The organism is Sphingosinicella sp. BN140058 (assembly GCF_004135585.1).
Taxonomy (GTDB): Bacteria; Pseudomonadota; Alphaproteobacteria; order Sphingomonadales; family Sphingomonadaceae; genus Allosphingosinicella.
In genome coordinates this window covers 3,562,899-3,581,528 of the sequence record NZ_CP035501.1, presented here as the reverse complement: position 1 = coordinate 3,581,528, position 18,630 = coordinate 3,562,899, and the positions used below count along the sequence as shown (strand labels likewise).

Here is an 18,630-nt window from a genome sequence, read left to right as displayed (position 1 = left end):
CCTCCCCCTGCGAAGCTTAGAAGCGGACGCGGACGCCGGCCGTGAAGCGGCGGTCGTTCTGGAACCAGCCGTTCGGCACGAGGACATTCTTCCCCTCGGGACTCTCCGAGTCGGCGACCTGGGTCCTCAGGACTGACTTGGTGTTCAAGAGGTTGCTGCCTTGCAGACTGAGCTCGACATTCTCCGTGATGCCGTAGCGGATCGAGGCGTCCAGATAGCCGGCTGATTGCTGCCACACCGGAAGGTACACGCAACAGTCGACGACGGTGACAAGATATTTCGAACGCCAATTGTAGGCGACACGGGTGGCCAGCTTGCCCTTCTCGTACATGCCGACGACGTTGAACGAGTGCTTCGACAATCCCTCGAGCGAACCCGGCTCGAGCGCCGTGCCGGCATTGCCCGCATTCGTCTGAGCACCGCCGGTGCTGCCGACCGGCGTCAGCGCGCTGTTCGGAACACCGCTATTCTTGACGTAAGTGTAGTTGGTCTGGATGCCGAGTCCGTTCAGCGGCTCGGGCAGGAAGTCGAAGAAGCGCTGATAGGCAACCTCGAAACCATAGATCTTCGCACCTGCACCATTTGACGGGCCTCGGACGAACACGTCGCGCGTCACATCGCCACGGGTGATCGTCTGCACGAACGTACCGTATTGGATGTAATTGGAGAACGTCTTGTAGAAGGCAGCTGCCGAGAACGAGCCGACGGCCGCAAAGTAGTTCTCGATGCTAACATCGAACTGCCAAGCAGTAGTCGGCTTCAGCAGGGGATTATAGGCTTCCGCCTCGTAGGACGGATTTACCCCGGTGATTTCCCCGGCCGCGTTCTTGATCCAGCGTGGATCGCTAGTCTGCGATTCGGATGGAAGGCCGGCCGTAACCGAAACGAAATTCTTCAGGAACCCGATATCGGGGCGAGACAGCGCCCGCGACGCCGCGAACCGAACGAGCCACTGGTCGCTGAGGTCAATTCGCAAGTTGAAGCTCGGCAACCAATGATGATGGGTCGCCTTCGCCGTGTTCTCCTCGCCACCTCCGTTGATGAACGACCGGTCTGCCGGAGACAAGAGGCAGTGCGCGGGGTCGACGGGTTTAGTCTTGTCAACCTCGCCTGTGACCGGATCCTTAGGCGGAATGCCATCGCACTCCAGTCGATTGTAATCGTATTCGGGGTATCGGAGGAATCCGGTGCTTTCGTTCTTTGTCTCGACGTAGCGAAGACCGAGGTTACCCGACACGCGCAGCCCTGCGACGGTGGCATTCTCGCCGCCGAAGCGGAGCATGGCATAAATCGATTTTACCTCTTCCGAGACATCGGCGATTTCGTTGTCGACGAAGCAGCTGTCCGGCATCTCGTTCAGGCGCTCGCAAATCGGACGGTATTCGCCGACGCCGATCAGGTCACGATTGAACTTGTCGGCATCGCGATTCTTGAGCGCGTTGAACGGAACGAACGGGAACGCGCCGAGGTTGCCGCCGAAGAACGACTCGCCAAAGGGCGAGACTTCGATCAGGCCGGTCGGATAGCCGTTGAAGCTTCCCGACGGTGCGTAGCTGTTGGCGTTCCAATAGGGGTTCGGCCCGCCGGTGTCCGTCCAGGTGTTGGCGACATTGGCCCAATTGTAGGTGCTCCAACGGACCGTTTGATCGCGCTTGGCATAACGGCCGCCGACCTTGATCGATTCGAGCCAGTCGGTGTTGAAATCATATTCCGCGTCACCGCGGAATGCCCATTGATGGCCTTCGCTCTCCTCGAGGTGATCGTTGATGCTGCGGAGATACCAGTTGCTCGGATTGGAAAGACCACCAGGCGACTGGTTGATATTGCTCGGCGGGTTGAGCGCCGTGATCCGCGGATATTTGCCGCTCGCGTCGAGACCGACGTCCGCGAAGGAATGGTATTCAACACCGACGTCGTAATTGTCGACGGTCGAATCGACATATTGACCGTCGAAGTTGAAGCGCAGGCGATCGCTCGCCTCCCATTTGATGTTCAGGCCCGCATCCTGAGTCATGTTGCGGTTCTGATTGATGCGGCTGCCGGTACCTACGTCGATGCCGTAGAGGGGACGTCCGAAGGAATCGCGTGTACAGCCTGGCGAATTGCCCCATTCGTAACAGGCGTTGAACATCGGCTGACCGGCCTCATTGACGCCGTAGCCCGGATTTGCACCCGGATTGCCCCACCACATGGTTTGGCCCTGACGAGCGATCGTTCCGCTCTGGAAGAAGCCGTCCTCGTCGAAGGTGAATGCGGGCGTTGTGCCCGACGGTACCGGGATCCGATCTTTGAGATTGGTCGGGCTGACCCGCGTTCTGATGTTGAGGCCGTAGAGATCCGGCCCAATTCCGAACGAACCGAACGAACGTTCCTGCCAATCGTTCTTGTACACGGAGCGGTTGAACTGCGCCGTAACCAGGAACTTGTTGTCGACATCGCGCCATTGCGCCGCGAAGGCATAGCCGTTGCGCTCGCGGCGATATTCGTTGTCGAGGAAGTTGATCGAGGCCGGAATGTACGCAGTGGTCGGTGCTCCGGTGCCAAGCAGGTCAGCGGCATTGGCATTGTCGATGATTGCGGTGCGGCCGTACTGGATACCCTGCGACGCAGTCCGAATCTTCGAATAGGCGATGTTCGCCATGATGCCGAACTCGCCGATGCCGGTCATCCAGCGGTTCGAGTAGAAGACGTTGGCGTCGGGCGTAATCGCATCGGCGAGATCGTTGTAGTTGAGATTCGCGCCGAACTGGAACAGCTGCCCCTGCGCATCGAACGGGACACGGGTGCGCAGGTTGATCGAGCCGGCGATGCCGCCCTCGATCATCTCGGCCGTCTGGTTCTTGTAGGTGTCGACGCCCGCCATCAGCTCCGGCGTGATGTCACCCCAGCTGAGACCGCGCGAGGAATTGGCGCTGAACGTGTCGCGGCCGTTGAACTCGGACCGGACCTGCGGAAGGCCGCGCACGATCACGCCCGAAGGCTCGGCGGAGAAGTGGGCGGTGTCGCTGGTCGCGGCAAAGCGATTGACGGTGATGCCGGGCACGCGCTGCAGCGCTTCGGCGACCGACTTGTCTGGGAACGAGCCGATGTCGGTGGCGGTGATCGAATCGACCAGAGTGTCCGCATTGCGCTTGATGTTCTGCGACGTGCCCAGCGCGCGGCGCGTGCCGGTGACGATGATGGCATCGTCGTCCGCGGCGGCCTCACCCGAATTGACGGCACCAGTCGGATCGGTGTCGGCACTGACCGACGTCGATTCCTGGTCGGCAGCCGCCTGATCCTGCGCCCAAGCGGCAGACGGGGCGAACAGCATCGCCAGGCCGAGCGCGAGACTGGAGGCGCTGCCCTTCAAAAGGCGCGCCTGGACGGACAGATTATCCGAAGAAACGTTCATTCATCACCTCCCCAACACCCCCGCGACAGGATGTCGCCAGGGGGGCCGCCGCACCGCCGTCTCCACGCGGCCGTTACGACGAGCCAATCGCCCGATGTCCGTCGGCATTGGTAGCGCTAACAAAGGGAGGAAACTAAGGTTCAGCGCGTATCGCCCGACCGCCAGTCACGGTCGATCCCGCCCGAACATTGCCCCCTGAAATCGCATCCTCGGCCGTTCGTATCACTCGAACTTGACAGCTGTGTAAGCGGGATTTCGGCGGCCGGTCAATGGCTTCGGACAGGGCCGCGCAATAAACAAACGGAATGCGTCAAATATGTTGCAAGCCCATCACAGTCCAATTTTCGGCAAGAAAGTTGGAAGCGGTTCCAAGGCCTGGCACCGCGGATGAACCGCTCGTGGCCATGATCTTGGGGCTGTGATCGCGTCCGCGGCGAGCAAGGCCGGGTCCTTTCTCCGGGCGCGCCTCATTTGCTGCGAGGCACCCAAGCACCTAAGGACATGACTGATGGCTGGACGGGGAGATGCGTGTGCGGGGAGTGTTTTGGAGTTTGGCATGTCTGCTGCTCCTTGGCGGGTGTGTCGGCTCTCCCCGCCCGGCCGCCGTTTCCGCGCCGACCGGCGCAGCGGAGTTCGACTGGTTCCTTTATGAAGGCAACGATCCGCAGGATGCGGCATCGCTGGTGACGGCGGACCGCTATCGCAACCCGATCCTGCAGGGCTTCTATCCCGATCCGAGCACCACCCGCGTCGGTGACGATTATTACCTCGTCGGTTCGACCTTCTCGTGGTTCCCGGGCATTCCGATCTTCCACAGCCGCGATCTCGTGCGCTGGACACAGATCGGCAATGCCATCGATCGCCCCGAGCAGCTCGATTTCGGCACCCTCGGCATGTCGCGAGGCGTGTTCGCGCCGGACATCTCGAATCACGCCGACACCTTCTACATCGTCAACACCTGTGTCGATTGCGGCGGCAATTTCGTGATTACCGCCGGCGATCCGGCCGGGCCATGGTCGGATCCGATTTGGCTTCGGGATCTTGAGGGCGGCATCGACCCGTCGCTGTTCTTCGATGACGACGGCAGCGCCTGGATCGTTAACAATGGGCCGCCGGTCGGCGCGCCCCTGTACGAAGGCCACCGCGCGCTCTGGATCCAGCGCTTCGATCCGGTCGCGCGCAGGACGTTCGGTCCCCGCACCCTACTCGTCAACGGCGGAGTCGACCTTGCACGAAAGCCCGTCTGGATCGAAGGTCCGCACATATTTCGCAAGGACGGCTTCTATTACCTGACCGCTGCCGAAGGCGGGACCGAGGTCAATCATTCCCAGGTCGTGCTTCGCAGCCGTTCGGTAACCGGCCCGTACGAGCCGTACGCCGGCAATCCGATCCTCACGCAGCGCGACCTCCCCGCGGATCGTCCGAACCCGATCACCTCGGCGGGACATGCGGACTTCGTCGAAACACAGACCGGCGAATGGTGGGCGACGTTCCTGGCCGTGCGCCCCTATCAGGGCGATTTCTACAATACCGGCCGCGAGACGTTCCTGCTGCCGGTCAGCTGGCAGAATGGCTGGCCTCGGATCACCGCGCCGGGCGCGCCGATCCCCCTCACCCACCCCCGTCCCGATCTGCCTATCGGCGCGTCGGCGCCGGTGCCGACCAACGGGGCGTTCTCGGTGCGGGAAGATTTCGACGGTACGGCCCTTCCGCCCACCTGGCTAATGATGCGCAACCCGCGCCAACGCTGGTACGCCCTCGCCAACGGCCGTCTCTCGCTACAGCCGCGGGCGGTATCCCTCGGCGACTTCGGCAATCCCTCGCTGCTGGGCCGGCGCCAGCAGCATCTGAACGCAACGGCGTCTACGAGCGTCCGCTTCGCACCGCACGGCGAGGGCGATGAAGCGGGCCTGGTCGCCCTGCAGAATGACGAATATTGGTTCTTCCTGTCGGTGTCGCAGCGAGACGGCCACCGCATCGTCAAGCTCGAGCGCCGTGCCGGCCCCTCCGATCCGGCCGGCGGCGTCGAAATCGCAGCGGCCCCACTGCCGGGGAATGCCGAGGCGCCGGTCTCCCTGCGCATTCGGGCGCGCGGCGGAAGCTACGACTTCTTCTACGCGACGCGCGACGGCGCCTGGCAGGCTTTGCGGCAAGGCGAGGACGGAAAGATCCTCAGCACTCGTATCGCCGGCGGTTTCGTCGGGAGCTTCTTCGGTCTCCACGCGTATCGAGGGTCCTCGCCTCCCAACCGCTGACGGATTCCCGTCTGATGACGAAAAGCCGCCAGCGATGGGAGCCTGAAGGCAGCGCTCAGTCGATCACGCTCAGCGTGGCGCTCTTCAAGTCCACCGAATTGGGACCGGCCGAGATGGTGAACGTGCCTGGCTCGACCACCTTCTTCATCTCGCGGTTCCAGAAGGCGAAATCGTCCGGCGTGAGGTCGAACGTCACCGTTCGCCGCTCCCCGGGCTTCAGCGTCACGCGCTCGAACCGCTTCAGTTCCTTGACCGGGCGAGTGACGGAGGCCTCGTCGTCGCGGACGTAGAGCTGGACGACCTCGTCCCCGGCGCGACGGCCGCTATTGGTCACGTCGACGCTGACCCGGACATTCCGGCCCATCTTCACTTTCGCGTCCGCCAGACGGGGCGCCGAGATCGCGAAGCTGGTGTAGCTGAGACCATAGCCGAACGGATAAAGCGGGCTGGTCTGATCGAACAGATAGCCGCGCCGCGCCGTCGGCTTGTGATTGTAGTAGACCGGCAGCTGGCCGACGTTGCGGGCGATCGACACCGGCAGCTTGCCACCCGGATTGGCGCGACCGAACAGCACGTCCGCGACCGCATTGCCGGTCTCCTGCCCCAGGTACCAGCCTTCGATCAGCGCCGGCGCCTGTTCGGCGAGATAGTTGACCGAGAGCGGACGCCCGTTGAGCAGCAGCACGACCGTCGGCTTGCCGAGGGCGAAGATCGCCCTGGCCAGTTCCTCCTGCTGGCCGATCAGGTCGAGCGACGCGCGGTCGCCGAGATGGGCATCGGCCCAGGCCTCACGGCTGGTCTGCTCGTTGTCGCCGAGCACCATCACGACGACGTCGGCCTTCTTCGCCATTTCGACCGCTTCGGCGATCAGCTTTCGATTCTCCTCCGGCGGCACGAGATCGACCGGACCGGCCGACCAGGATCGGCTGCGGGTGATTCGCACGCCTTCCGCATAATCGACCTGGAACTTGCCTTGCCCTTCCTTCTGGATGCCCTCAAGTACGCTGACGACATGGCGCGGCACGTCCGAATAGCCGCCGATCGGCGTGTCGCGCGCATGGGTGCCGAGCACGGCCACGCGCTTCAACGCGCTTGCGTCGAGCGGCAGCACCTGCTTGTCGTTCTTGAGCAGCACCATCGCCTTGCGCGCCGCTTCGCGCGCGAGCGCCACGGCGTCGGGTGTGGCGGTGCGTGCATCGGCGGCTGCAACATCGACATAGGGGTTCTCGAACAGACCCGCCTGAAACTTCATGGTGAGGATCCGGCGCACCGAATCATCGATCAGCGCCTGCGGAACCACCCCCTTGCGGACCAGTTCCGGGAGGTGAACATAGGCTTCGCCGTCGGGCGTTTCGGCATCGACTCCGGCTTTCACTGCCATCTCGGCGGCGACCGTCGGATCATCGGTCATCTTGTGACGGGTGATGAGTTCGCGAATGGCGAAGTAATCGCTGATCACGGCGCCCTTGAAGCCCCACTCGCCGCGCAGCACGTCCGTCAGCAGCCACTTGTTGCTGTGCGATGGGATGCCGTCGATCTCGTTATACGAGGCCATCACCGACATCACCGGCAGTTCCTTCACCGCACGCTCGAACGGCGGGAAGAAGTTGGTGCGCAGATTGCGCTCGGAGATGTCGGCCGGGCCGACATTGGTGCCGTTCTCCGGCTGGCCATGTCCGGTCAGGTGCTTGAGCGTGACGAAGACCTTGTCCCGCGCAAGCGGCAGGCTGGTGCCCTGATAGCCCCTGATCGCCGCGAGGCCGATGGTGCCGACGAGGTACGGATCCTCGCCATAGGTTTCCTCGATCCGCCCCCAGCGCGGATCGCGGGCGACGTCGACCACCGGTGCCAGCGCCAGATTGGCGCCAGCCGCCCGCATTTCGCGCGATGCGACGGAAAAGACCCGCTCGACCAGGGCCGGATCCCAGGTGCTGGCGAGGCCGATCGACTGCGGAAAGCTGGTCGCACCGCGCGCGACATAACCGTGCAGAGCCTCCTCGTGCATCAGCAGCGGAATGCCGAGGCGAGTCTTCTCGACCGCCCAGCGCTGCGCGGCATTGGCATAGTCCGCGGCCTCGCCGGCGGTCCGATTGACGACACCGGCGGCAGCTCCGGCCGCGCCGTTGCTGCCCGGCGCGTTCTCGGCCTTGACCCCGCGACGGTCGGAAGGTCGGGAAATCTGACCAAGCCCGTTCGGGAAATTCCTGGAGGCGAGCGCGGGCGAGAAATCGCCGCGCGGAGTCTGGATCTTGTCCTTATGCTCCCAGATCGAGAGCATCTGCGCCACCTTTTCCTCCAGGCTCATGCGCTGGAGCAAATCCTCCACCCTCCGCTCGACCGGCTGCGAGGCCTCCTTGTAGAGCATCTTCTCGGAAGCCGTGCGGCGCGCGGTCTGCGCCCATGCTCCGGACACGGAGATTGTCGCGGTGGCGGCCAGCAGCCCCAAAGCAAGCACCCGCGCGGCAGTGCGCGGGGTCGAGAGCGTGGCGGTCATTTCTGGATTCCTCTCCTGCGGCCATGCCGTTCCGCGGGTGCGGCCAGCCTTTTGTGTTAGCGCTACCAAAGACTTGGCACGACGCTTCCCGGCGGTCAACACGCGCGGTCCGGACAGGCGAGACCATTTACAAGCGCTCCGCTGTCACCATAGGCTCCGCGTCGAATGTAGGGGGATACGGATGAGCAGGCCGAGCCGAAGAAGCCGAGGCACCGTCACGATCGAGGACGTCGCGCGCGCCGCGGGCGTTTCGGCGATGACCGTCTCGCGCGTGATCAACGGCGGCAAGAACGTGCGCGAGAGCACCCGCGTCTCTGTGCTCGAGGCCGTCAAGACCCTGAATTACTCCCCCAATAGCGCGGCGCGGAACCTCGCGGCGGGGGAGGCGACCCATATCGGCCTGCTCTACGCCAACCCTTCCGCCGCCTATCTCAGCCAGTTCCTGATCGGCGCGCTCGAAGCCGCGCGGAGGGCGGGTTGCCACCTGGTGATCGAAAGCTGCGAATCGGAAAATGGCGGCGAACAGGCCGATGTCACCCGGCGCTTTGTGACCAGCGAGGTCGAGGGCGTCATCCTGCCCCCGCCTCTTTCGGAATCCGTGGCGATCATGGATGCGCTCCGTGAGATGGGAATCCCGGTCGTCACCGTGGCGATGGGCAGCGCCGACCATGAGAACCCCAACGTGCGCATCGACGATTTCGGCGCGGCCAAGGAGATGACCAAGCATCTGCTCGATCTCGGCCATCGCCGGTTCGGCTTCATCAAGGGTCATCCCAACCACATCGCCAGCCACGATCGCGAACGCGGGTTCCTTGCCGCGATCGTCGAGCATGGCCTCAAGCCGTCGGAAGTGGCCGCCGTCGAGCAGGGTTATTTCACCTACCGTTCCGGCCTCGCCGCCGCCGAACGCCTGCTCGCCGATCCCCACCCGCCGACTGCGATCTTCGCCTCCAATGACGACATGGCGGCGGCGACGATCAGCGTCGCGCACCGCCGCCACATGATCGTGCCGGAAGACCTGAGCGTCGTCGGCTTCGACGACACCTCGCTCGCGACCACAGTGTGGCCGGAGCTCACCACCGTGCGCCAGCCGATCTCGGCGATGGCGGAAGCCGCGCTCGACATGCTGCTCGCCGATATTCGCGCACGGCGGGCGGGCGGGCGCTGCGACACCAACGAGATCGTCCTCGAACATGAGATGATCGTCCGGGAATCGACTGCTGCCGCGATCGTCGTCCCGAATAAGAGCAGAAAGGCGCGCTCGCCGGCGGTTCAGCCTGCCTGACGGGCATGCAAAATACCCCCTGTTCAGACCGCGTCCGTTAACGCTAACATCGCCGCAGACACACCCGGGTTATCCGGGGAGAGGGAGGATCTTTCATGACCGAAGCAAGCCCGGCCCGGGCGAACATGGGCTTCATCGGCGCGATCGTCGCGGTGGCGACGATCGGCGGATTGTTGTTCGGCTATGACAGCGGGGCCGTGAACGGGACCCAGGAGGGCCTGACGCAAGCGTTCAATCTATCGAAGGACGGGCTTGGCTTCACCGTGGGTTCGCTGCTGATCGGCTGCTTCATCGGTGCGTTCCTGGCGGGCTGGCTCGCCGACCGGCTCGGCCGGCGCAACGTCATGATGCTCGCCGCCATCGTGTTCCTGATCGGCGCTCTCGTTCAGGGCTTCTCCCACGTTCAATGGCTGTTCGTCGTCGCCCGAATCTTCGGCGGCATGGCTGTCGGCGCGGCGAGCGTGCTCTCGCCAGCCTACATCTCCGAAGTCGCTCCGGCGAGCATCCGGGGCCGAATGACGACCGTGCAGCAGATCATGATCATCACCGGTCTCACCGCAGCCTTCGTGGTCAACTACTTCCTCGCCGCCTCGGCGGGTGAATCGACCGCGCCCTTCTGGGGCGGGATCGAAGCCTGGCGCTGGATGTACCTGATGCAGGCAATTCCGGCCGCCATTTTCCTGATCGCTCTCCTCTTTATCCCGGAAAGCCCGCGCTTTCTGGTGTCCAAGGGGCGCCATGAGCAGGCCCGGACCGTGCTGACGTCACTGTTCGGCGCTGAGGTCGCGGATGCCAAGCTCGAAGAAATCCGCGCCAGCTTCAGCGTCGATCACCGCCCCCGCCTCAGCGATCTGATAGCGCCGGGCGGCGGCATCCGGCCGATCGTCTGGGCCGGCCTGCTGCTCGCCGTCTTCCAGCAGCTCGTCGGCATTAACGTGATCTTCTATTACGGTGCGACGCTGTGGCAGCTCGCCGGCTTCACCGAAGACCAGTCGCTGCAGATCAACATCGTGTCGGGCGCAGTCTCGATCGCCGCCTGCTTCGTCACCATCGCGCTGGTCGACAAGATCGGCCGCAAGCCGCTGCTGCTGATCGGCTCGGCCGGCATGGCGGTGACCCTGTTCGCGCTCGTCTACGCATTCGCGAACGGCACGCTGGATGCCGGCGGCAAGCTCCAGCTGTCGAGCAACCTCGGCACTCTCGCGCTGATCGCCGCCAATCTCTACGTGATCTTCTTCAACGTCAGCTGGGGCCCGATCATGTGGGTGATGCTGGGCGAGATGTTCCCGAACCAGATCCGCGGCTCTGCACTCGCAGTCTGCGGTTTCGCGCAGTGGTTCGCCAATTACCTCATCGCACAGACCTTCCCGCGCATGTCGGAGTGGAGCCTTGCCGGCGCCTACACCTTCTACGCCTGCGCCGCGCTGATCAGTTTCTTCCTCGTCAAGAAATTCATCCACGAGACGAAGGGCAAGGAACTGGAGCAGATGCAGGGCTGAACGCTCTTTTGTCGAACACTTACCGGGGGCGCAGCCGTTTGGCGGTTGCGCCCCTTGCCTTACCGGAGACGATCATGACCCGCACGCCCGCCCGCCCGTTTCGCTCCCGCGAATGGTTCGACGCGCCGGGGCGGAGCGACATGACCGCACTCTATCTCGAACGCTTCATGAACTACGGGATCACCCCGGCCGAATTGCGCGGCGGCAAGCCGATCATCGGCATCGCCCAGTCGGGCTCCGACATCGCGCCGTGCAACCGCATCCATCTCGAGCTCGCCGACCGCATTCGTGCCGGCATCCGCGATGCCGGCGGGATTCCGATGGAATTCCCGATGCACCCGATCTTTGAGAATTGCCGCCGTCCTACGGCGGCGCTCGACCGCAACCTTTCCTACATGACCTTGGTCGAGATCCTGAACGGCTATCCGATCGACGCCGTCGTCATCACCACCGGCTGCGACAAGACGACGCCGGCCGGCATCATGGCGGCATCCACCGTCGACATTCCGGCGATTACCCTCAATGGCGGGCCGATGCTCGACGGCTGGCACGAGAACGAGCTGGTCGGCTCCGGCACCGTGATCTGGCGCTCCCGCCGCCTGCTCGGCGCGGGCAAGATCGACGAGGAGGAATTCCTTCGCCGCGCCGCCGACAGCGCGCCCTCCGCGGGCCATTGCAACACGATGGGCACCGCCTCGACGATGAACGCAATTTCCGAGGCCCTGGGCATGTCCCTGCCCGGCAACGCCGCGATACCGGCGCCTTATCGCGAGCGCGGCCAGATGGCCTACGAGACCGGCCGCCGCGCGGTCGAGCTTGCGTTCGAGGATTTGCGTCCGTCGGATATCCTGACGCGCGAATCGTTCCTGAACGCGATTCGGGTCACCACTGCGATCGGCGGGTCCAGCAATGCCCAGCCGCATATCGTCGCGATGGCGCGCCACGCGGGAGTCGAGATCACGCACGAGGACTGGATGGAGCATGGCTACGATCTCCCCCTCCTCGTCAACATGCAGCCGGCCGGCAAATATCTGTCCGAGCGCTTCCACCGCGCCGGCGGCGTCCCGGCGGTGATGTGGGAGCTGCTCAACGCCGGCAAGCTCGACGGCAGCCAGCGCAGCGTCACCGGCAGGACGATGGCGGAGAACCTGCAAGGGCGCGAAGCCAGGGACCGCGATGTGATCTACCCCTATGACCAGCCGCTGAAGGAGCGCGCCGGCTTCCTCGTCCTCAAGGGCAATCTGTTCGATTTCGCGATCATGAAGACGAGCGTGATCTCCGAGGAATTCCGCACCCGCTACCTAGCCGAGCCGGGCCGGGAGGGCGTGTTCGAAGCGCGGGCGATCGTCTTCGACGGATCCGACGATTATCACCACCGGATCAACGATGCTGCCCTCGAAATCGACGAGCATTGCATCCTCGTCATCCGCGGCTCGGGACCGCAGGGCTGGCCCGGATCCGCCGAAGTCGTCAACATGCAGCCGCCCGATGCGCTGCTCCAGCGCGGCATCACCAGCCTGCCGACGCTTGGCGACGGGCGTCAGTCCGGCACCTCGGACAGCCCCTCGATCCTCAACGCCTCGCCCGAGAGCGCCGTCGGCGGCGGTCTCGCCTGGCTTCGCACCGGCGACACGATCCGCATCGATCTGAACAGCGGCCGCTGCGACGCACTGATCGATCCGGGCGAGATTGACCGGCGCAGAGGCGAAGGCATCCCCGCGACGCCGGCGAGCAATACGCCGTGGGAAGAGATCTACCGGGAGAAGACCGGGCAATTGGGCGAAGGCGGCGTGCTCGAGTTCGCAACCAAATACCGCCAGACCTCCGCCAAGGTGCCGCGCCACAATCATTGAGGGGCCGAGCGCTGCGCCAGAAATCCGTTGCAGCGGGAGCTTATAGGATGTCTTTCGTCAAAACGGATTGAACATCTGCTGCCAAGCCATTGCAGCCGGGTTGTGCTGGTTGCATATGGCTACGGATGTTGCTTCGAGATTCGCCGTACCAGATCTCTTCGCGTCTGAACGTGCGGTACGAGAAGATCGGTGCGGGGATACCGGTCCTCTTCGTCGATGATTTCTATGCACGCCCCGACGACGTTCGCGAAGCGGCCCTGCGCCTTCCGTTCGAGAAGGCTCCGTTCTTCTATCCCGGCAGGGTCGCCCCGGTGCCTGCCGAAGACGGCGCACTCAGGGAGGTTCGTCGGAAGGTGTTGGAACTGGCAAATGGCGAGTACCTTTCCCGCGTGCCCATCCGCAAGGACGGTGCGCGCATTGCCGCCTTCGATGATCTGCACACGGATTTCGCGGTCGTCGACGTCCATCCCGACGCCTTGTCGCCGCAACAGCGCAAGCCTCATACCGATCCCGTCGCCGTCTTCGGTCTCGTCTACCTCAGCCGGGCGCCCCGCGGCGGCACCTTGTTTTTCGAACAGACGGCCGGGGAACCGGACGGTGGTCGGGGCTATTTCAGCGGCAGCACCGCCGAATATCAGCTGCGCGGACGGATCGAGGCTGCGTTCAACAGGCTGGTCATCTATCCCGGCTTCATACCGCATTCGGCGGAGATCGAGGGCGACTGGATCAAGGGTGACGAGAGATTCCAAGCGCCGCGCCTGACCCAGCGTTTCGCGTTCATCGCCTAAAGCATGGTCTGCATCTTGATCACCTCAGGTCGGAGCTAGACGCTCCCAACCTGAGGTGATCAGGCTCTAATATGCTGGATGCAGCGTGCCCGCCTCGCGCTTGCCCCGCACCTCTCGCGCCGCGATGTCGCGCCCCGCTACCAGGCGCCGGCGAACGACGAGTTCCGGGGTGGCTTTGCCGCCGGTTGAGCGGCACGTTCAGACGATCCCGAAATGCCGCTCGAGCGCCAGCCGTCCGGGCGGCATGATCGCGACTGCGCGACTGTCGGCGGCCTGTCGCATCCAACCCTTGTCGACGAAGCCGCGATAGAGTGCGGCGCCGACGGCACCGGCGATATGCGGCCGCCGCTCGCTCCAATCGAGGCACGGACGGCAGAAGGTCGCACCGCCGCGGCGAGCCCCCACCGCAATGTCGAGCGTGCCGAGGAACGTCCTTCCGGCTTCGGTCAAGGCAGCCCCGTCGCCGCTGAGATCGAGTTGTCCGCGCTCCGCCATCGCATCGGCAATCGCGACGGCGACTTCGCCGGCGAGATGGTCGTAGCAGCGGCGCGCGCGCCGGAGCGCGCGATCCTTGGGCCCGGTGGCGATCCGCTTCGACGGCGCTTCGTTCCGAAGCGCCGTGTCGAGCGCCATCATCCCTTCGAGCGTCGCCGCCACTGCGGGGCTGGCGAGGCGATAGTAACGGTGTCGGCCCTGCCGCTCGAGCGCCAGCAGCCCGCCTTCCAGCAATCTGCCGAGATGGCCGCTCGCGGTGGCCGCGGTCACGCCCGCCGCCTCGGCAAGCTCACCCGCGGTGAGCGCGCGACCGTCCATCAGCGATACCAGGATCGCCGTGCGCGCCGGCTCCCCGATCAGCGAGGCGATCTGGGCAAGCGATCCGATGCTCGACATCCTTTCTCCTTCCCGTGCCAAGCTGCCCGGTTCATCGACCTCGATGCTTCGGCTTCGGCCGAACCGTTCCCCCTCCTCTGCGGCCTAGATCGAGCGGGCCAAGGAGGACCTCCGATGATCACCTGCTTCATCCGCTACGAGCTCGATCCGCACAAGCTCGACGCGTTCGACCAATATGCGCGCAATTGGGGACAGGCGATCCCCCGCTGCGGCGCCGATCTGATCGGCTATTTCGGGCCGCACGAAGGCTCGGCGACCACCGCTTACGGGCTCTACACGATCGACAGCCTGGCCGCCTACGAAGCGTATCGCGCCCGACTGAGAGACGATCCGATCGGCAGGGAGAATTATGCGTTCAGCCGGCGCGAGCGCTTCATCCGGCGCGAGGATCGAATCTTCCTGCGCCTCGTCTCAGGCCCGCATGCGCCTTTGGTAAGGCCATGATTGCGGTGCTGTTCGAGGTCTGGCCCGACGACGCGGAGACCTATCTCGATCTCGCCGGGTCACTCCGCGCCGAGCTCGACGGGATGGACGGCTTTCTTACGATCGAGCGTTTCGAGAGCCTCTCGGACCCGGGCAAGCTGCTCTCCCTCTCCTTCTGGCGGGACGAGGCCGCCGTTGCCGGGTGGCGGAACGGCCTTGTTCATCGGACGGTGCAGGCGAAGGGACGTGCCGGCGTGTTTCGCGACTACCGTCTGCGCATCGCCGCGGTCGTCCGCGATTACGGCATGCACGATCGAAACGAGGCACCGCCCGATAGCCGGGCGGTGCATGGCTGAAGACCCTTCAGGCGGCGATCGCCATCGGCTGCTCGGCTTCGGCCTCGATCTGCGGCTGGCCGGTCTCAACCCGGGTCTTGCGGTTGAAAGGCCACATCCGCTCGCCTTCGGGAACAGCAAAGCGAGAGATCATGACGACCAGCCCAAGTCCGAAATAAGCCGCGACCACCCCGATGGGGCTGAAGTAGAGCGCCGCCGCAAAGGCGATGCGCAGCAGGACGGGAGGAAAGCCGAGATCCTCGCCGATCGCCTCGCAGACGCCGAGAATGGTGTGGTTGCGGAAAGCGACGTTCTGATGGTCGGCGGACATGACAGGCTCCGTGCTGAGATTGGCGTCGATTGCGACACCAACCCCTCAGCACGAGCCGTGCCAAATTCCTGCCGCCTAGTGTATTCAGCCACTTAGCGAACCCGAACCCGTCAGGCGCACAGACCCGATCAGCGCATCGCGCCAATATTTGGCGAAACCCACCGATTCACGCGCTTGCCTCAGAAGCTGGCGCGCACGCCGAAGTTGAAGCTGCGCCCATATTCGTGGATCTGGTACGGCCGAGCCTCGGTGCCCTGATAGGCGGCTTGCCGCTCGTCGAGCACGTTGGTGCCCTCGACGAAGATCTCGAGCGCCGGATTGATCTTGACCTTGGCACTCATGTCGAGCGTGCCCGAGCCATCCTGCACGATCGCGTCGAGCGGGTTGGTGACGGCGTTGCTGCCGGGCGAGATATTGCCGTTGGTGCTGAAATCGGATCGCCACGTGTAGCTGAAATTGGCCTCGACCGGTCCAAGCTTGAAGAACGGGCTGATCGAGAAGCTGGTATCCGACACGCCCTGCAACTGCGCCTTGATGAGGCCTGCCGGAGTCTCGATCTTCGCTTCGCTGTCGGTGAACGTCGCGCTGCCGGCGATGCCGAAGCCATAAGCGATCTCGACCGCAGCGCCGATCTCGATGCCGCTGACCTTGGCGTCGCCGATATTCTGCGGCCGGGTGATCAGGAAGTCGGCAGTCACGGTCTGGCCGGTGCGGGTGTTGAGCACGACCTGCTCCGTCCGTCCGATCGACCCGATGAAGTTCTTGATGTCCTTGTGGAACAGCGCGACCGAGAGGCCGCCGAAGCCATCGAAATAATATTCCAGCGAGGCGTCGAAGTTGAGCGCGGTATAGGGTTTGAGATCGGGATTGCCGCCAACGCCGTTCAGCGCCGATGCCGGCCGTTCGTCGATCGCCGCCTGGCCGCGGTCGTAAACGTCGGAAATCACCGAGCTGTTGGGCACCGTTGCCGTGCGCAGATCGGCAAGCGACGGCCGGGTGAGGGAGCGCGACGCGGCGAGACGCAGCACGAGATTGCGGGTGAGATCGAAGTTGAGGTTCAGGCTCGGCAGCCACTCGTCATACTTGCCCTCGAACCGGGCCGGCTCGATGATCGTCGTCGCCGCGCCGTTCGGCCCCGTTCCCGCCCTGAGGATGGTGCCGTCGACCTCGGTGCTGGTGGTGACGTAGCGCAGGCCCGCATTGCCGCGCAGGCCGATCGCATCGGCAGCGAAATCGGCGCGGACATAGCCCGCCTTGATCTTCTCGCCGATCGCATAGGATTGCTGGAGATCCTGGCCATTGGCGACGAGATCGTCCGACTGGGGATCGGTGCCGTCATATTCGCCGGGGACGATGAAGGCGTCCTTGAACGCGTCACGATCGTAGCTCACCCACCGGCCGTAGAAATCGTCGATCATCTGATTGAACACGTTCGAAGGGACCAGCTGATCGACGAACGATCCGTCGACGCTCGCCCCCGGGCGCAGCGACACGGTGCGATCGCGCCGCTGATAGTCGCGGCTGCGATCGGTATATTGCCCGCCGACGCTGATCTTCGACAGCACGAACCCGCCGAGATCGGCCTCGAACGTTCGGCTGATGTCGACCAAGGCCGTCTTGTCGTCGTCGAGCGAATTGGTCGGACGGATGCGGTAGCGATAGAAGGGCGCCGCATTCGCCTGGGTCAGATCGAGGTTGGTCTGAACCCGTCCGATCCGCCGATTGCCGACCGGATCGTCACCATAGACCAGGCTGTAGACGAGACCGGGCTGATTGTCGGCGGTACGCCCGTCGATCCGCTGCAGCGGCAGATCGAGACCGCTGTCCGCCCGCGAATAGCTGAACGACGGCGCGATCCGCCACCCGCTCGCATCGTAGGTGGCGCTCGCCTGCAGGAATAGATTCTCGTGGGTCTGTTCGGAGAATTCGGCGTTGCGATTGATCCGGCCGCCGCGAAGCTCGCCGCCATAGAGAACGCCGTCCTTGATCACGGCGCTGCCGGGGACGAGCTTGCTCGCGAAATCGGCACGGGTACCCCATTCGAAGCTGACCCGATCCTCCATGATCTCGTTGTTGAAGTTGGAGTAGAGCGCTTCCGCCTTGAGCCGCAACGCGGGAATGGGAGCCCATTCGACGCCGCCCATCGCGCTCAAGCGCCGGCGATCCTCGCGTTCCAGGGTGGTCACGACATCGTTGGGGACGCTGACCGTCTGCCCCGCAATCACCCGATCGGTATAGCCGAAATGCTGGAAGCGCTCGAACTGAACCTTGCGGGTCTGGTAGGAGATGCCGCCGATCACGCCGAGCGTGCGTGCGTCGTTACGCCAGCCGGCCGACAGCGAGCCGTTCGGCGTGAGCTCCTCGGTCCTTTGCTCATAATGCCCGAACGCTCTTGCGCTGACGAAGCTCGCCGTGTCGAGCGGGCTGGCGATGCGGATATCGACAGCGCCGCCGATGCCGCCATCGATGATGTCCGCCGTCGGCGCCTTGGTGACGACGATCCCGGAGATGAGGTCGGCCGGAATGACCCGGAACTGGAACTGGCGGCCGCTCTGATCCGAATTGCGGATATTCTCGTTATACGCGATCGGCGCACCGTTCAGCGTCACGTTCGAGAAATTGGGGCCGAGGCCGCGGACGGAGACGAACTGGCCCTCGCCGGCCTCTCGGGAAATCGAGACGCCGGGCAGCCGTTGCAGCGCCTCGGCGACGTTGACAGACGGGAAATCGCCGATGTCGGCGGCAGAGACCGCGTCGGCGATGCTGTCGGCCCGGCGCTTGATCCGCAGCGCGTCGTTGAGGCTCTCGGCGAACGAGCCGGTGATGACGATCTCGGCCTCTTCGCCGGCGCCGCCCGCGCCATCGTCCGGACCTGCGGCAGCATCCGTCGCCTGGGCGGCGGCGGCCGCAGCGAAGCCGAACAGGGCGCAGCCGGCAAGCAGCCGGGTGGCGAGCGTCGTACGTGTCATGTCATTCCCCCTGGAGATCACCCGTTCGCGCTGCGGTGCGGCGGCATCGCTGCCGCACCGCGTCGATCGAGCCGAAGCCCATCCAACAACGGCCCTTGATGGAGCCGCCGGTG

At 64.4% G+C, this 18,630-nt stretch carries 12 protein-coding genes; 7 read left to right on the top strand and 5 right to left on the bottom strand.

The genetic code is table 11. The annotated features are described in order from the left end of the window. Nucleotides 1-16: 16 nt before the first annotated feature. Nucleotides 17-3,394 (bottom strand): TonB-dependent receptor, encoded by a 3,378-nt coding sequence (locus tag ETR14_RS16020; RefSeq protein ID WP_129386172.1) that lies wholly within the window; start codon nucleotides 3,392-3,394, stop codon nucleotides 17-19. A 551-nt stretch (nucleotides 3,395-3,945) separates the two neighbouring features. On the opposite strand from ETR14_RS16020, the gene ETR14_RS16015 reads away from it, so the two are divergent. Then, nucleotides 3,946-5,649, top strand: a complete 1,704-nt coding sequence (locus tag ETR14_RS16015; RefSeq protein WP_243455545.1) for a glycoside hydrolase family 43 protein — start codon at nucleotides 3,946-3,948, stop codon at nucleotides 5,647-5,649. A 55-nt stretch (nucleotides 5,650-5,704) separates the two neighbouring features. Here the strand turns inward: ETR14_RS16015 and ETR14_RS16010 are convergent, their stop codons facing one another. Beyond that, a complete protein-coding gene (locus ETR14_RS16010) occupies nucleotides 5,705-8,143 on the bottom strand; it encodes a glycoside hydrolase family 3 N-terminal domain-containing protein (protein ID WP_129386168.1) in 2,439 nt (812 codons plus the stop codon). 181 nt (nucleotides 8,144-8,324) lie between these two features. On the opposite strand from ETR14_RS16010, the gene ETR14_RS16005 reads away from it, so the two are divergent. From ETR14_RS16005 to ETR14_RS15990, 4 genes are all read left to right on the top strand, one after another. Further along, the gene (locus tag ETR14_RS16005) at nucleotides 8,325-9,428 is read left to right on the top strand and encodes a LacI family DNA-binding transcriptional regulator (protein WP_129391966.1); all 1,104 of its coding nucleotides are present in this window, start codon (nucleotides 8,325-8,327) and stop codon (nucleotides 9,426-9,428) included. Between the two features lie 95 nt (nucleotides 9,429-9,523). Beyond that, complete coding sequence (locus ETR14_RS16000) at nucleotides 9,524-10,927, top strand: sugar porter family MFS transporter (protein ID WP_129386166.1); 1,404 nt, start codon at nucleotides 9,524-9,526, stop codon at nucleotides 10,925-10,927. Between the two features lie 71 nt (nucleotides 10,928-10,998). Continuing rightward, a complete protein-coding gene (locus ETR14_RS15995; RefSeq protein WP_371416818.1) occupies nucleotides 10,999-12,780 on the top strand; it encodes an IlvD/Edd family dehydratase in 1,782 nt (593 codons plus the stop codon). A 125-nt stretch (nucleotides 12,781-12,905) separates the two neighbouring features. After that, nucleotides 12,906-13,568 (top strand): DUF6445 family protein, encoded by a 663-nt coding sequence (locus ETR14_RS15990; protein WP_129386162.1) that lies wholly within the window; start codon nucleotides 12,906-12,908, stop codon nucleotides 13,566-13,568. Nucleotides 13,569-13,766: 198 nt separating this feature from the next. Here ETR14_RS15990 and ETR14_RS15985 read toward each other — a convergent pair whose 3' ends face one another. Beyond that, on the bottom strand, nucleotides 13,767-14,459 hold the full coding sequence (locus tag ETR14_RS15985; RefSeq protein ID WP_129386160.1) for a helix-turn-helix transcriptional regulator: 693 nt from the start codon (nucleotides 14,457-14,459) through the stop codon (nucleotides 13,767-13,769). Nucleotides 14,460-14,573: 114 nt separating this feature from the next. On the opposite strand from ETR14_RS15985, the gene ETR14_RS15980 reads away from it, so the two are divergent. Both ETR14_RS15980 and ETR14_RS15975 read left to right on the top strand, forming a co-directional pair. Further along, complete coding sequence (locus ETR14_RS15980) at nucleotides 14,574-14,903, top strand: NIPSNAP family protein (protein ID WP_129386158.1); 330 nt, start codon at nucleotides 14,574-14,576, stop codon at nucleotides 14,901-14,903. Further along, a complete protein-coding gene (locus tag ETR14_RS15975) occupies nucleotides 14,900-15,238 on the top strand; it encodes an antibiotic biosynthesis monooxygenase (protein WP_129386156.1) in 339 nt (112 codons plus the stop codon). The genes ETR14_RS15980 and ETR14_RS15975 overlap by 4 nt, the downstream gene beginning before the upstream one ends. A gap of 7 nt (nucleotides 15,239-15,245) precedes the next feature. Here ETR14_RS15975 and ETR14_RS15970 read toward each other — a convergent pair whose 3' ends face one another. Continuing rightward, nucleotides 15,246-15,548 carry a PspC domain-containing protein gene (locus ETR14_RS15970; RefSeq protein ID WP_129386154.1) on the bottom strand — a complete coding sequence of 101 codons (303 nt, stop codon included), beginning with the start codon at nucleotides 15,546-15,548 and terminating at the stop codon, nucleotides 15,246-15,248. A 179-nt stretch (nucleotides 15,549-15,727) separates the two neighbouring features. Beyond that, the gene (locus tag ETR14_RS15965; protein WP_129386152.1) at nucleotides 15,728-18,517 is read right to left on the bottom strand and encodes a TonB-dependent receptor; all 2,790 of its coding nucleotides are present in this window, start codon (nucleotides 18,515-18,517) and stop codon (nucleotides 15,728-15,730) included. Between the last annotated feature and the right edge of the window lie 113 nt (nucleotides 18,518-18,630).

Excerpts from the sequence above, each read along its gene's own strand:
- ETR14_RS15965 (WP_129386152.1), bottom strand. The coding sequence starts at position 18,517 with ATGACACGTACGACGCTCGCCACCCGGCTGCTTGCCGGCTGCGCCCTG.
- ETR14_RS15970 (WP_129386154.1), bottom strand. The coding sequence starts at position 15,548 with ATGTCCGCCGACCATCAGAACGTCGCTTTCCGCAACCACACCATTCTC.
- ETR14_RS15985 (WP_129386160.1), bottom strand. The coding sequence starts at position 14,459 with ATGTCGAGCATCGGATCGCTTGCCCAGATCGCCTCGCTGATCGGGGAG.
- ETR14_RS16000 (WP_129386166.1), top strand. The coding sequence starts at position 9,524 with ATGACCGAAGCAAGCCCGGCCCGGGCGAACATGGGCTTCATCGGCGCG.
- ETR14_RS16010 (WP_129386168.1), bottom strand. The coding sequence starts at position 8,143 with ATGACCGCCACGCTCTCGACCCCGCGCACTGCCGCGCGGGTGCTTGCT.
- ETR14_RS15980 (WP_129386158.1), top strand. The coding sequence starts at position 14,574 with ATGATCACCTGCTTCATCCGCTACGAGCTCGATCCGCACAAGCTCGAC.
- ETR14_RS15990 (WP_129386162.1), top strand. The coding sequence starts at position 12,906 with ATGTTGCTTCGAGATTCGCCGTACCAGATCTCTTCGCGTCTGAACGTG.
- ETR14_RS16005 (WP_129391966.1), top strand. The coding sequence starts at position 8,325 with ATGAGCAGGCCGAGCCGAAGAAGCCGAGGCACCGTCACGATCGAGGAC.
- ETR14_RS15975 (WP_129386156.1), top strand. The coding sequence starts at position 14,900 with ATGATTGCGGTGCTGTTCGAGGTCTGGCCCGACGACGCGGAGACCTAT.
- ETR14_RS16020 (WP_129386172.1), bottom strand. The coding sequence starts at position 3,394 with ATGAACGTTTCTTCGGATAATCTGTCCGTCCAGGCGCGCCTTTTGAAG.